The 13,053-nt window shown below is 61.4% G+C and carries 12 protein-coding genes; 6 read left to right on the top strand and 6 right to left on the bottom strand.

The genetic code is table 11. From position 1 onward, the window contains the following. The first annotated feature begins 36 nt into the window (after positions 1-36). Positions 37-1,275, top strand: coding sequence for an acetyl-CoA C-acetyltransferase (locus HMI60_RS10245; RefSeq protein ID WP_193589587.1), 1,239 nt, complete (start codon positions 37-39; stop codon positions 1,273-1,275). Between the two features lie 110 nt (positions 1,276-1,385). On the opposite strand, the gene HMI60_RS10240 is transcribed toward HMI60_RS10245, so the two are convergent. After that, the gene (locus HMI60_RS10240) at positions 1,386-2,294 is read right to left on the bottom strand and encodes a Bax inhibitor-1/YccA family protein (RefSeq protein ID WP_018777283.1); all 909 of its coding nucleotides are present in this window, start codon (positions 2,292-2,294) and stop codon (positions 1,386-1,388) included. A gap of 418 nt (positions 2,295-2,712) precedes the next feature. Here HMI60_RS10240 and HMI60_RS10235 point away from each other — a divergent pair, with 418 nt between their 5' ends. The 5 genes from HMI60_RS10235 (at position 2,713) to HMI60_RS10215 (ending at position 7,815) form a co-directional block, all read left to right on the top strand. Further along, positions 2,713-4,047, top strand: a complete 1,335-nt coding sequence (locus HMI60_RS10235; RefSeq protein ID WP_227453511.1) for a branched-chain amino acid ABC transporter permease — start codon at positions 2,713-2,715, stop codon at positions 4,045-4,047. A 9-nt stretch (positions 4,048-4,056) separates the two neighbouring features. Continuing rightward, positions 4,057-5,025 (top strand): branched-chain amino acid ABC transporter permease, encoded by a 969-nt coding sequence (locus HMI60_RS10230; RefSeq protein ID WP_018777281.1) that lies wholly within the window; start codon positions 4,057-4,059, stop codon positions 5,023-5,025. Continuing rightward, positions 5,022-6,098: an ABC transporter ATP-binding protein gene (locus HMI60_RS10225; protein ID WP_193589586.1), complete on the top strand. Its 1,077-nt coding sequence runs from the start codon at positions 5,022-5,024 to the stop codon at positions 6,096-6,098. Before HMI60_RS10230 ends, HMI60_RS10225 begins: the two co-directional genes overlap by 4 nt. After that, entirely contained in the window at positions 6,095-6,865 is a 771-nt protein-coding gene (locus tag HMI60_RS10220) for an ABC transporter ATP-binding protein (RefSeq protein ID WP_018777279.1), read from the top strand. Before HMI60_RS10225 ends, HMI60_RS10220 begins: the two co-directional genes overlap by 4 nt. Positions 6,866-6,957: 92 nt before the next feature. Then, positions 6,958-7,815, top strand: a complete 858-nt coding sequence (locus HMI60_RS10215) for a phosphotransferase family protein (RefSeq protein WP_064721921.1) — start codon at positions 6,958-6,960, stop codon at positions 7,813-7,815. An 87-nt stretch (positions 7,816-7,902) separates the two neighbouring features. Here the strand turns inward: HMI60_RS10215 and HMI60_RS10210 are convergent, their stop codons facing one another. The 5 genes from HMI60_RS10210 to HMI60_RS10190 all read right to left on the bottom strand — a co-directional run bounded on the left by HMI60_RS10210 (position 7,903) and on the right by HMI60_RS10190 (position 12,820). Next, a complete protein-coding gene (locus tag HMI60_RS10210) occupies positions 7,903-9,261 on the bottom strand; it encodes an ABC transporter substrate-binding protein (protein WP_018777277.1) in 1,359 nt (452 codons plus the stop codon). A gap of 238 nt (positions 9,262-9,499) precedes the next feature. Then, positions 9,500-10,612, bottom strand: coding sequence for an ABC transporter permease (locus HMI60_RS10205; RefSeq protein ID WP_227453702.1), 1,113 nt, complete (start codon positions 10,610-10,612; stop codon positions 9,500-9,502). A 74-nt stretch (positions 10,613-10,686) separates the two neighbouring features. Beyond that, a complete protein-coding gene (locus HMI60_RS10200) occupies positions 10,687-11,376 on the bottom strand; it encodes an ABC transporter ATP-binding protein (RefSeq protein ID WP_189075902.1) in 690 nt (229 codons plus the stop codon). Continuing rightward, on the bottom strand, positions 11,373-12,458 hold the full coding sequence (locus HMI60_RS10195) for a peptidoglycan-binding protein (protein ID WP_193591102.1): 1,086 nt from the start codon (positions 12,456-12,458) through the stop codon (positions 11,373-11,375). The genes HMI60_RS10200 and HMI60_RS10195 overlap by 4 nt, the downstream gene beginning before the upstream one ends. Next, positions 12,455-12,820 (bottom strand): hypothetical protein, encoded by a 366-nt coding sequence (locus HMI60_RS10190; RefSeq protein WP_110504374.1) that lies wholly within the window; start codon positions 12,818-12,820, stop codon positions 12,455-12,457. Before HMI60_RS10190 ends, HMI60_RS10195 begins: the two co-directional genes overlap by 4 nt. Between the last annotated feature and the right edge of the window lie 233 nt (positions 12,821-13,053).

Below are 13,053 nucleotides of genomic sequence, written 5' to 3'. Positions count from 1 at the left end.
CGGTAAGCACAGCGATGCCGGGCGTAAGCTGGGGCCATGACTGAGGCTGTCATTGTTTCCACTGCCAGAAGCCCGATCGGGCGCGCCTTCAAAGGGTCCTTGAAGGATGAACGACCCGACGACCTCGCCACTGCCATGGTGCAGGCGGCACTGGCCAAGGTTCCTGGCTTCGACCCGGGCTCGGAGGACGGACGCGGCCTGGACGACATCCTCCTGGGCTGCGCGGAACCCAGCGGCGAAGCAGGCTCGAACATGGCCCGCGTCGTGGCGGTGCTGGCCGGATTGGACCAGGTTCCGGCAGCCACCATCAACCGCTTCTGCGCATCGAGCCTCCAAACCCTGAGGATGGCCTTCCATGCCATCAAATCCGGGGAGGCCCACGCGGTGGTTTCCGCCGGGGTGGAGAGCGTTTCCCGCTACCGGAACTGGGTGGGCGCCGGCGAAACCGACACCGCCGACCACAATCCGCGCTTCGAAGCAGCCGCCCAGCGCACCGCAGCCCGCGCCGCTTCCAACATCCCGTGGACGGACCCCCGTTTTGGCGGCCGCTTGCCGGACATCTACATCTCCATGGGCCAGACCGCGGAGAACGTCGCCACGAGCTACGGCATCAGCCGCGCCGAGCAGGACGAATGGGGCGTCCTGAGCCAGAACCGTGCCGAGGCGGCAATTGCCTCCGGGTTCTACGCCCGGGACATCACACCCTTCACGCGTAAGGACGGAGTGGTGGTTGACCGTGACGACTCCCCCCGGCCGGGGGTGACCCTGGAGGCGGTGTCGGCACTGCAGCCCGTGTTCCGCCCAGGGGGCACTGTCACGGCAGGTAATGCCTGTCCCCTCAACGACGGCGCGGCGGCCGTGGTGGTCATGAGCGATACCCGGGCACGCGAACTCAGCCTGGAACCCTTGGCGCGGGTGGTATCAACAGGCGTCAGCGCACTCTCACCCGAACTGATGGGCATGGGGCCGGTGGAGTCCACCCGGCGGGCACTTTCCCTCGCTGGCCTGACCATGGACGACATCGATCTGGTGGAGCTTAACGAGGCCTTCGCCGTGCAGGTGGTGGCAAGTGCCAGGGAGTTGGACATCGATCCTGCAAAACTCAACGTTCACGGCGGCGCCATCGCCCTGGGCCATCCATTCGGCATGACTGGCGCACGCATGACCAGCACGCTGCTGAACGGGTTGAAGGACCGGGACGGGACACTGGGGCTGGCAACACTCTGCGTGGGTGGCGGCCAGGGCATGGCCGTGGTGTTCGAACGCCTGAGCTGACGCGAGGGGTTGGATCCCACCCCTTTGACACACCCTTTCCCCCGAAACCTCACCCCTCGAAGACACGAAAAAGCCCCGAAGACGAATCTTCGGGGCTTTTTGCTGTGTAGCTAGTCGTCGCCTCGCAGGATGGCGAGCAGTCGAATGATCTCGACATAGAGCCAGACCAGCGTGACTGTCAGGCCGAATGCTGCAACCCAGGAGTAACGCTCCGGGGCACCGGCGCGGACGCCTTCTTCGATGCTGGTGAAGTCCATGATGAGCGAGAACGCTGCCAGGCCGATGGCCAGGATACCGATGAAGACACCCAGCGGGATGCCGGCAATGGTGATGCTGGTGCGGAGACCGAAGGGCTCCTGCACGGCACCCGTCCACATCATGACCAGGTTGATCAGCGCGAAGACCGCATAGCCGATGGTCGCGATCATGAAGAAGCGCACCATCTTCGGCGTAGCGCGAACCTTGCCGCTCTTGAACAGCACGAGTGTCACGCCGAAGACTGCAAGGGTACCGATGACGGCCTGCAGGCCGACGCCCGGGTACATGCCATCGAGGATCCGGGTCAGGCCGCCGAGGAACAGACCCTCGAGTCCGGCATAGGCCAGGATCAGGGCCGGTGACGGCTGCTTCTTGAAGGTGTTGACCAGGGCCAGGACGAATCCGCCCAAGGCGCCAACGATCATCAGCAGGCTGGACAGGCCAGGTGCCACAAACAGCGTCACGGCTGCGCCGATCACGAGGACCACCAAGCAGGCAACGGTCTTCATAATGACATCGTCATAAGTCATGCGGCCGGTGTCAGCGGGGCCTGCCGCCGGCTGGTTGTACATCTGCTGCAGTTGTTCGTTGGTCATGCCCTGCTGCTGGGCTGACCATGCGGCCTGGCCGTCCATGACCTGTCCGGGCGCCCGGCCAGCCTGGTTAAACTGCTGGCCGTACGGATTTTGCGGTACAGGCGGGGCCTGCTTTGCTCCACGGAAATTCTTTCCGTTGAAGACTGGGTTTCCGCCAAGTGCCATTACGGGTGTCCTCCTGAAAAAGGGCTAAGTGATAGTTCACGGTACCAATTACCACGCGTGCGCGGCAGGGAAAGTTCCCCTGTTCACCGAGACGAAACGCAACCGTGACACGGCAGGGGACGAATCCGGGACGCGTTTCGGCCCGCGAAACTTAAGTGACACTGCCACACAACAAACTTTTTGTTTAGGAATCCTGCATTAATAGTTGCCTATAGCTTCACAGTTGTTATCTGATCGCGATCTTCGCACCCCCGAACTGGGCATTCATTCGGTCCGTCGAGCGGTAACATAGGCCACACATGGGTGACTTAGATCACAATCGAGGCAGCTAGGCAAGAACTGTTCACAAGCCCCATGACCCGTTCGCACCGGCTGCAATGGCGCAGTCGGGACCACCCCCACTGTGGAGGTTTCCATTTTGAGAAGCACACTGCGCGACCCGTCCAAGAGACGGTCCAAGGGACTGCAGAGAGTCGTGGGGGCACTGTTCGCAGCCCTGATCGCAACTCTGTTGATCGCCGCCCCTTCGGCACAGGCAACCACCCCCTCGCCTTCGCCATCACCCACCAATTTCCAAAACAACATCAGCGGGTTCCTCCGCGATGACGCCCGGGCCCCCATACCCGGCGTCAAGATCAAGGCCTCGGGCAACGGATTCGAAGGTGAAGCCACCTCCGGAGCCAACGGTGCGTGGAGCATCGGGGTACCAGTCCAAGGCACCTATACCGTTGAGCTCGATACCTCGACCTTGCCCGATGGCATCAAGCTCGCCGATGGCCAGGACAACCCCAGGGATGTCACCTTCAGCCAGACATCCAACTTGTCGGTGATCTTCGCCTTCGGCAAAGGCATCGTGGTCCAGCAACAGGACTTCGGCCAGAACCTCTTGAACCGCCTGGTGGCGGGTTTGAGCTTCGGCCTCCTCCTCGCATTGGCTGCAGTGGGACTTTCGCTGATCTTCGGAACCACCGGCCTCACCAACTTCGCCCACGGCGAGATGGTGACCCTCGGCGCAGTCCTCGTCTTCATGTTCAACGGCTTCGGCCTCCCCTTCTGGCTGGCGATCCTGCTGGCCCTCGTAGGCGGTGGGCTCTTCGGCTACGTCCAGGACGCAGGACTTTGGCGTCCCCTGAGGCGGCGCGGTTCCGGACTGGTCCCGATGATGATCGTCAGCATCGGCCTCGCCCTTGCCATCCGGTACGTCATCCAGTTCTTCTTTGGCGGTGCTACACAGCAGCTGCCGGGAGCACAGAGCGCTGAGATCCAGATCGGCCCCGTATCCATCTCCCCCAACAACCTGTGGTCGTTGCTCATCAGTGCCGTGGTGATCGCCTTGATCGGGTTCATCCTGTTGAAGACCCGGCTGGGCAAGGCAACCCGCGCGGTCGCCGACAACCCGGCGCTGGCAGCAGCCTCCGGCATCGACGTCGACTCCGTCATCCGGATCGTGTGGATCGTCGGCGGCGTCCTGGCCTCCCTGGGCGGCATCCTCTGGGCCTACTACCGCCCGGGTGTCACCTTCGATATGGGTTCACAGATCCTGCTGCTCATCTTTGCGGGTGTGACGCTCGGTGGATTGGGCACAGTATTCGGTGCGCTGATCGGTTCGATCGTCGTAGGCATCTTCGTGGAACTGACAACAGTCTTCGGCCTTCCCGCCGACCTCAAATACGTCGGCGCCCTTTTCATCATGATCGTTGTTCTTCTGTTCCGACCGCAGGGTATCCTCGGCCGGCGTGAGCGTGTGGGTTAGGAGCGGGCCATGGATTTCGGATTTATTTTCTCCAGCGCCCTTGGTGAATTGTTCAGCCCGACGACGGCGGCCTACGCGCTTGCCGCTTTGGGCCTTGCCGTGCACTTCGGCTACTCGGGCCTCCTGAACTTCGGCCAGGCAGGCTTCATGGCTGTCGGCGCCTACGGTTTCGCCATCTCCACTCTCACCTTCGATGCCCCGTTCTTTGTAGCCCTGCTCGTTTCGGTCATCTGTTCGGTCATCTTCGCCTTCATTCTGGGTATCCCCACGCTGCGGCTTCGAGCCGACTACCTGGCAATCGTCACCATCGCAGCCGCGGAAATTGTCCGCTACGTGGTCACCACCAACCAGCTCACCAAAGTCACCGGTTCCGCCAACGGCCTGGCTGCCTTCGAGAACACGTTCTACGCCATGAATCCCTTCCCCGAAGGGTCCTACATGGGAATGAACAACCGCGATTTCTTCATCCGCGTCGTGGGCTGGGGCCTGGTTATCGTCTGCTGTGTCCTGGTGTGGTTGCTGATGCGCAGCCCGTGGGGCCGCGTCCTGAAGGGCATTCGTGAGGATGAGAACGCTGTCAGGTCCCTGGGCAAGAACGTTTACGCCTACAAGATGCAGGCACTCGTCATCGGTGGTGTCCTTGGCGCCCTGGCCGGCATGATCTTCACGCTCCCCCGCGGTGCTGTCCAGCCGTCCAACTACGGAACAGAACTGACGTTCTTCCTCTGGACATGCCTCCTGCTCGGCGGCATGGCCACCGTACTGGGGCCCGTTATCGGAGCAATGATCTTCTGGGTTGTCCTCTCCCTGACCCAGAGCCTGCTCTATGGCCTCATCGAATCAGGGGCGGTCACCTGGCTGACAACGGTCCAGGCGGGCCAGCTGCGCTACATCCTTGTGGGCGTGGCGCTGATGCTCCTGATGATCTTCCGCCCACAAGGCGTGTTCGGCAATAAGAAGGAGCTTGCTTTCGCATGAGTGAGACCAACGACAGCAATATCGGCAACAGCGAAAATATTGATTACATGACAGATTCGCGCCCGATCGCAGTTGGGGAAAACACACCCGGTTGCAAGAAACGCGATCCGATCGTGGTGGCAGAGGACGTGACCCGCTCCTTTGGCGGCATCAATGCTGTGGATGTCGAGTACCTCGAAATCCCCCGCCACAAGATCACCGCATTGATCGGACCCAACGGTGCGGGCAAAACCACCCTGTTCAACCTGCTGACGGGCTTTGACACTCCCAACTCCGGGAAGTGGCAGTTCGAAGGCAACAGCCTTGCCGGTGTTTCCTCCTACAAAGTGGCACGCATGGGCATGGTCCGGACCTTCCAGCTCACCAAGGTCATGGGCAAGCTGACGGTTATGGAAAACATGCGCCTGGGGGCAGCAGACCAACCGGGCGAGCGGCTCTCCAGGGCTCTGTTCAAGGGCATGTGGGGCGGCCGTGAAAAGGAGATCACCGCCCAGGCCAACATCCTGCTGGAGAAGTTCAAGCTGGATGCCAAGAAGGACGATTATGCTGCGTCGCTTTCCGGCGGCCAGCGCAAGCTCCTGGAGATGGCCCGCTCCTTGATGGTCAAGCCCAAACTGGTCATGCTCGATGAGCCGATGGCAGGCGTGAACCCGGCACTTACGCAGTCGCTGCTGGACCACATCAAGAACCTTAAGGCCGAGGGCATGACCGTCCTCTTCGTCGAGCACGACATGAACATGGTCCGCCACATCGCTGACTGGGTGGTGGTCATGGCCGAAGGCAAGGTAGTGGCCGAGGGACCTCCTGGCGAAGTGATGAAGAACCCTGCCGTCATCGATGCCTACCTTGGCGCCCACCACGACGTCGATCTTGGCGACGCTGAAGGCATCAAGGAACTCGAGGCCGAGCTGGAGGCCGACGACGAGTCGGTGGTCGGCACGGAAGACGCCGGCATTCTGTCGGACATCATCGAACCCAGGATCGTTGAACCGAAACACGCTGAACCGAAACACGTTGAACCCAATCACGTTGAACCCAATCATGTTGAACCCAGGAATGAGGAGGGGAAATGAGCAGCACCAGCGCCATGCCGGCTCCGGCTCCGGCCCCCACAGGCGATTCAGTGGTGAAGGTCACCAACCTCGTTGCAGGTTACATCCCGGGCGTCAACATCCTGAACGGCTGCAGCATCGAAGCCCGCAAAGGTGAACTCATCGGCATCATTGGCCCCAACGGCGCCGGCAAGTCCACGCTGCTGAAAGCCATGTTCGGTTTGGTCAAGGTCCACTCGGGCACCGTTGTGGTGCGAGGACAGGACCTCACCGGGTTGAAGGCCAACAAGCTGGTCACCCAGGGCGTTGGTTTCGTACCGCAGACCAACAACGTTTTTGCCACGCTGACCATCGAGGAAAACCTTCAGATGGGTATGTTCCAGCGGCCCAAGGTGTTCGCCGAACGCTTTGACTTCGTCACCAGCCTCTTCCCGGAGCTGGCCAAGCGGCGCGCCCAGCGTGCAGGGTCACTTTCCGGAGGTGAACGCCAGATGGTGGCCATGGGCCGGGCGCTGATGATGGATCCCGCAGTGCTGCTCCTGGACGAGCCATCCGCTGGCCTCTCCCCCGTCAAACAGGACGAGACCTTCCTTCGGGTCCACGAAATCAACCGGGCCGGAGTGTCCGTGATCATGGTGGAGCAGAACGCCCGCCGCTGTCTCCAGATCTGCGACCGCGGCTACGTCCTGGACCAGGGCAAGGACGCCTACACAGGCACCGGCCGGGAGCTCATGAAGGACCCCAAAGTCATCCAGCTCTACTTGGGAACCTTGGCTGACGAGGTCTAGCGAAAAACAAAGCGGGGTCACTTCCTGCCCATGTTGGGTCTCCCAACGGGCCGGAAGTGACCCCGCTTTGTTGTTGCTGGCATGCTGGACGGATGACTGAAGGCCTCACTGAAGAACAGCGCGCCTTGCTGGAGTCCTGGCTGGGCCACTACCGGGTGGTGCGGGATCATTCCTGGCCACTCCAGGACACCACCGTGCTGCAGTTGGAAACCGCCTACGGAGACCAGGTCATCATCAAGGCGAGTGAGACCAGCCACCATATCCGCCGCGAGATTGCAGCCTATTCCCGTGGATTACCCGGGCTTGATGGCAACGTCCCTGTCATGCTCCACGCCGCCCCTGGCGCCGGTCTCCTGGTCACGCGCTACCTTCCGGGGGCGGTGGTGGCAGGTACGCCGGCAGAGGACGATGCGCAGACCTATCGGCAGGCCGGGGAACTCCTGCGCCTTTTGCATCAGCCGGCAGGAACGTCGGGCAGCTATCTGCGGTCACTCAGCATCAGAACCAGCTCGATGCTGGACAAGGCGCACGGGCTATTGGCGCGGCCCGTGCTGCGCGCCCTGGCTTCGGCGATTGCCGCCGTCGAACATCTTCCCGTCGAGGTAGTGACCACCCATGGCGACTATCAGCCCCGGAACTGGCTCCACGATGCCGGGACCATACGCGTCATCGACTTCGGGCGGGCCGAGCTGCGCCCTTGGGTCCATGACCTGGTTCGTCTCGGCCATCAGCAGTTCCTGGAGCAACCCGGGCTGTCAGCGCCCTTCCATGAGGGTTTGGGCAGGCTTGTGGACACAGAAGAGGAATGGCAGTCGTGGCGGCTGGAGAACCTCAACCAGGCGGTCGGAACAGTGGTCTGGGCACACCACGTGGGAGACCGGGACTTTGAACAACAGGGCGTCCGGATGGTGGAAAGAGTGCTTGACGGTTTCGAACCCTATCCCGGTTGACGCAGCAAATCCGGGTTGACGCGGAACAGGCCCCCTTCCTGGTGTGGAAGGGGGCCTGTTGCAGACCGTGGTCTGTCGGTGTTCGGCTTAGAGCTTGCCGAACTCCTCACGGACCGGCTTGTAGGTGTTGTCGTCCTGGTACTCGTAGATACCGATGTACGCCTCGGTGGGGTCACCGGCGTCGGAGAACGTCACCGGACCCGACTGGCCGTCATAGTCGATGTCCTTGCCCTCGCGGAGCAGAGTGACGCAGGCGGGGTAGCTGGTGCACTTCTCGCCACCTTCGGAGACTTCCTTCAGCTTGGCTGCGATATCCGTGCCCTTGGTGCTCTTTGCGGCTTCGGAAGCCAGCGCGATCAGGTTCACGGCGTCGTAGGATTCACCTGCGTAGCTGTAGTCCTTCAGCGCGGGATCGATGGCCAGGAGCTTCTTCTTGAAGTCGTCCTTGGCGAACGTACCGGGAATCGTTCCCTGTGCACCCTTCAAGGTGCCTGCCTGGAAGTCCTTGCTGTAGTCCGAGGTGTTGCCGTCGACCATGAACAGCTGCGTGGGCTTGATGCCCTTGCCGGTGATCAGGGGGACAATGCTCTTGGCCTGGTCAAAGGTAATCAGGGCAATGGCATCCGGCTTTGCGGCCAGGACCTTGTCAACCTGGCTGCTGAACTGCGAGTCGCCTTCGTTGAAGAGTTCCTCAGCTACAACCTTGCCGCCGGCCGCCTCGAAGGCCTCCTTGACGTTCTTCTGAAGGCCGGTGCCGTAAGCGTCGTTGAGAACGATCATGCCAACGGTCTGGGCGCCACAGGTAGCCATGTAGTTACCAAGGACCTTGCCCTGCAGGACATCTGACGGTGCAGTACGCCAGTACAGACCCTTGTCATCCCAGGTGGTGAAGTCGGGCGAGGTGTTCGCGGGCGAGAACTGGATGACGCCGGCACCCGTGATCTGGTTGATGACAGTCTTGGAAACACCCGAAGACGCCGCACCGATAACCGCGCTGACCCCCTGGCCCAGAAGTGCAGTGGTGGATTGCGTCGCGATGTCGGTCTTGGTGTCGCCGGAGTCACGGTGAACTACGGAAACCGGAGCGCCAAGGACGCCGCCGGCATCATTGACTTCCTTGATACCAAGGTTCACACCAGCGATTTCGGGTGGGCCGAGGAACGCCAGCGACCCCGTTGTCGGCAGGAGCGAACCAATCTTGAGCGGTGTGGACGTTGTAGTGGTCGAGGGGGGTACAGGTCCCGTGTTGGTGGCAGCCTGGCTGTTGCCGGCTCCCGCTCCGCCGCTCGGTGCCGGGCAGGAGATGCCTGCCGCCGCGGAAGCGGAGGAAGACCCAGTCTGTGTCGGCGTCGAAGACCCGCCACAAGCTGTGGCCAAAAGGGCGACCCCAATGCCAAGCGCTGTTAGCTTGGCGGCTCGGGGCGCCGCTGGGGAAAGATCAAACATTCGTTGTCTCCTCGATCGAAAGGTGCGAACTGCCTTTGATGCGATTACTCAGGTGTTCCTGATTAAGACTCAAACTAGTGCAATTGATCGGCGAACATAAGTGATTCAGGTCACATCCCTATAACACTCGTTGCCTGTGGGGAATCTACGAGGTCACTGGGAATTTTCACTGAAGAGGGAATGTGCTCCCCCTGCTTCCTGTGGCAGGGGGAGCCGTCGACGGCCGTACCGGTGCCCGTCAACTGTTCAACGCGGCAGTAGGCGGTGTTCTCGCGGCCCGAACTGCGGGGACAACACCTGCCACGGCGCCTATGGCCACCGTGGCGCCAACTCCAGCCACGAGCACTTCACCAGGTATGTCGGTGAGCCATCCGTTGCTGCGGGAAACGATCGCGGTAATGAACCACCCGAGAGTGACGCCCGCAATCCCGCCGTAGGCGGCGAGCAGCATGGCTTCAACGAGGAATTGTGCTTTGATGTGCCGGCGGGTTGCACCAAGGGCGCGTCGAAGGCCGATCTCACGGCGTCGTTCCAGTACGGAAATGACCATAGTGTTAGCCACCCCGATGCCCCCGACCAACAGTGCGATTGAACCGACGCCTACGAGCAGCCCCGTGAAAGCTAGATCGACGGTGTTCTTCGCCGCGAGCGCATCCGACGGTCGGCTGACCAGCACTTCATTTGGTGCTTCAGGGTTGATGGTGGCGGGGACCAATTGACGAATGCGATTGACTTCGGAATCGGCGGAACGTTGGTAGATGGTGGTAGGGGCGCCGTCATAGCCGAACATCGATGCGGCAACAGGCTCGCCGATCAGCGCTGACATGTCCAGTTCAGGAGCCAGCGGTGAACGATTCAGGATTCCGACGACGGAAAAGGTGTTGCCGCCAACATCAACCAACGCCCCCGGCGCGTTGAGGCCCAGACGTTGTGCGGTATCGAACCCCAAAACTACGGCCGGAAGCTCGATGGTCGCTGAATTCAACCACGTACCGCTCAGCAAGGTAGCACTCGTAGCTTCGAGTAGGTTGACGTCCGCGGCAACTACCGTGAATCCGCCGGAGTGGCTCTTCGGTACCTCTGCATTGCGCAGAAGGGGGACGTTCTTTATCGTCGACGTCGAACTCGCAGAGTCGACGCCCTCGATACGGCGGACGGCCGCTACCGAGTTACTTGGAAGTGAGGTCTCTTTGCCAAAGGCGTCCTCGCCGCTTGTCACTGTCAAAAGGTTCGTGCCCAAAGAAGCCAGTTCGCGTTGAACCAAGGCTTGGCTTGATGAGGAGATGCCGATAACAGCTACCATCGCAGCGATGCCAATTGCGATGCCCAGCGAGGAGAGAACGATGCGCATAGGGTGGGCCTTAAGGCCATGAACGCCCAATACCAGGACATCACTGAGTCGTAGACGGGAGGTAAGCGGCGCACTCATGCGGTTCCGTTCTTCGTATCGTGGATGATTTCGCCGTCGCGAATGGCCACCCGTCGCGGTACTTTCGCGGCAAGCGATTCGTCATGGGTGATTATCGCCACCGTAGTGCCCGTATTGTTGAGTTCGTCAAGGATTTCCATCACGGTGCGACCGGACTTGGTGTCGAGGCTGCCAGTAGGTTCGTCCGCAAGGAGCAACGGCGGTTCCCCGACGATGGCGCGGGCGATGGCCACCCGCTGGCGTTCTCCTCCGGACATTTGCTTGGGCTGATGACGCATTCGCCGGCTAAGTCCCACACGTTCGAGTGCGATCGCGGCCCTGGCCCGACGTTGACGGGCGGGAGCACCCGTGTAAAGCAAGCCCATAGCGACGTTGTCGACCGCACTCACCCCGTCAAAGAGGTGGAACTGCTGAAACACAAATCCGATGGTGTAGGCGCGCAACGCTGAGAGCTGTGCGTCGGTCATCCCTTCCACGTCCCTGCCCGCAATGGACGTCGTGCCTGAGGACGCGCGATCAAGCGTGCCGATCAGATTGAGCAGGGTGGATTTTCCTGACCCACTGGGGCCAACGATTGCAAGGTACTCCCCCTGGGTAATGCGCAGGTCGACCCCTTTGAGCGCCTGGGTGGGCGGAGAACCGTAGACGCGCGTTACCCCCTGAAGGGCGACGATGTCAGTCGTCATCGTCCGACCACCACGTTGTCGCCTTCGGTGAGCTCTCCGTCGGTCACTTCAACATTGCCGCTGGCGAAGGCGCCCAACGTCACTGGAACGGAACGGGTCTTTCCCGGCTCCTCAAGAACATCGACGGCATATCCACCGCCGCTTTGGGCGAGCAACGCGAGTACCGGAACAATCAGCACGTTCCGGCTCCTGACCTGGGTAAGGCCCACGGTCACGGTGACGTTGTCGAAGTCGTTCGCCGCGGAAGGGTCGTTCAGGGTAACAGTGGCCTGGATCTTGAGGGACTTATCCTCCATTTCTTTCGGAAGTCCGACTTTGGAGATCGTTCCTGTCGACTTGGAACCGTTCGGCAGGGCAATGGTGACCTCTGCCCCTGCCACGGCCACAGACTGAAGCGACGGGTCCAGGGCTGCGACTACTTCTTTGCCGAGCGCGGACACAGCGAGCAGTGCAGGGCCCGAAGGGTCGCCGACCGATGCATTGATGGCCGATACCCGCACATCGCCGCCCGCAAAGACAATACGGCCTACGGGGATGGTACCAGTTACTTCCAAGCCGATTGACATTTGCCAGGCTTTGATCGCATCGGCTGTTTGCCAGCTGAATTCGCGGTCGGGCTGACCAGTAAAATACCCCAGAGCCGCCAGATTTTGCTCCAACTGGAGTACATCCGTTCCAGCCTCCATCCCGGATGCGAACCCGCGCCACACCGGTAAGGCGCCGTGCATGAGAACAACAGGCTGGTCGTCGACTCGAAACAGCTCCCGCCCTGCGCCAATTACGGACGCCAAGTCCGGTAGCGCTGTTAGGACGCCGGGAAGAGGGGTGCCTATTGACCTCATCCCGGCGTAAGCCAGGGTGCCGGAAGCCCGAACCTGTTCGGTGAGGTCTCCCCGGGTCACCGCGACCGACTCAAGCGTGACCGTCGTCGCCTTCGACTCCGGCGTCGGTTCCATGAGGACCCCAACAAGGGCCAGTGTCGCAGCGACCGCCAGCCCTGCGCCGGTGAAAGCCCTGATGCGCCGCAACCTTCGGGAATGTACCGGCGCCGGGCCTGCGGGTTCAGTCGTTGTCGAGGTCACTTGCTTCCTCCGAAACCATTAAGGAAGTTCTCGCCATAAGCCTTGGACATGCAGTCGGTGAGGATTGTGCGGTCAAAGTCCCCCGGGCTGACGGCTTGTCCGGCCGAGGTGTCGTCCGCGTCGGGGTCCGGGTCCGGGTAGTCGTATCCGGCTTCGCGCATGCACTTTGCAAAAGCAAGGTCCATCTTCAGGCTTTCCTCCCTGGACGGTCGCGGCGGACCGTCGACCTGCGGGGGCGGGCCGACCTCTGCGTAGCACTTTGTGTAGGCGGCCTGGGAACCACCATTCGGCTGTCTCTTCCGGTTGGGATCCACCCCCTCTGCTGCGAGGCAGTCGTTGAGTTTCGTCTGCCAATCCGCCATCAGTGCTTGCCCGTTTCCAGCACTCGGCGCCGTGCCAGGGTCCGCATCCGGTTCAGGGGAGCACGCAGCCAGCGACAATATCAGCGCCACAGCGGCCGTGCCCAGCAGTGAACATGCAAAAAACGGTTTTGAATGGGTTCGGGTTCTCAACAATCCGGGTCCTCGATACTTCTGCTTTGACGGAGACCTTGTGTCACCGTCTGGATGAAGCACATCAAGGAGAAGGTTTTGTT

This window comes from Paenarthrobacter sp. YJN-D (genome assembly GCF_015040335.1).
GTDB classification, from domain to species: domain Bacteria; phylum Actinomycetota; class Actinomycetes; order Actinomycetales; family Micrococcaceae; genus Arthrobacter; species Arthrobacter nicotinovorans.
The sequence above is the reverse complement of the archived record's forward strand: the minus strand, read 5'-3'. Positions and strand labels throughout refer to the sequence as shown.

Coding starts and splice junctions, on each gene's coding strand:
- HMI60_RS10190 (WP_110504374.1), bottom strand. CDS start 12,820: ATGGCGGATTGGCAGACGAAACTCAACGACTGCCTCGCAGCAGAGGGG.
- HMI60_RS10200 (WP_189075902.1), bottom strand. CDS start 11,376: ATGACGACTGACATCGTCGCCCTTCAGGGGGTAACGCGCGTCTACGGT.
- HMI60_RS10215 (WP_064721921.1), top strand. CDS start 6,958: ATGACTGAAGGCCTCACTGAAGAACAGCGCGCCTTGCTGGAGTCCTGG.
- HMI60_RS10225 (WP_193589586.1), top strand. CDS start 5,022: ATGAGTGAGACCAACGACAGCAATATCGGCAACAGCGAAAATATTGAT.
- HMI60_RS10205 (WP_227453702.1), bottom strand. CDS start 10,612: ATGCGCATCGTTCTCTCCTCGCTGGGCATCGCAATTGGCATCGCTGCG.
- HMI60_RS10230 (WP_018777281.1), top strand. CDS start 4,057: ATGGATTTCGGATTTATTTTCTCCAGCGCCCTTGGTGAATTGTTCAGC.
- HMI60_RS10220 (WP_018777279.1), top strand. CDS start 6,095: ATGAGCAGCACCAGCGCCATGCCGGCTCCGGCTCCGGCCCCCACAGGC.
- HMI60_RS10245 (WP_193589587.1), top strand. CDS start 37: ATGACTGAGGCTGTCATTGTTTCCACTGCCAGAAGCCCGATCGGGCGC.
- HMI60_RS10240 (WP_018777283.1), bottom strand. CDS start 2,294: ATGGCACTTGGCGGAAACCCAGTCTTCAACGGAAAGAATTTCCGTGGA.
- HMI60_RS10210 (WP_018777277.1), bottom strand. CDS start 9,261: ATGTTTGATCTTTCCCCAGCGGCGCCCCGAGCCGCCAAGCTAACAGCG.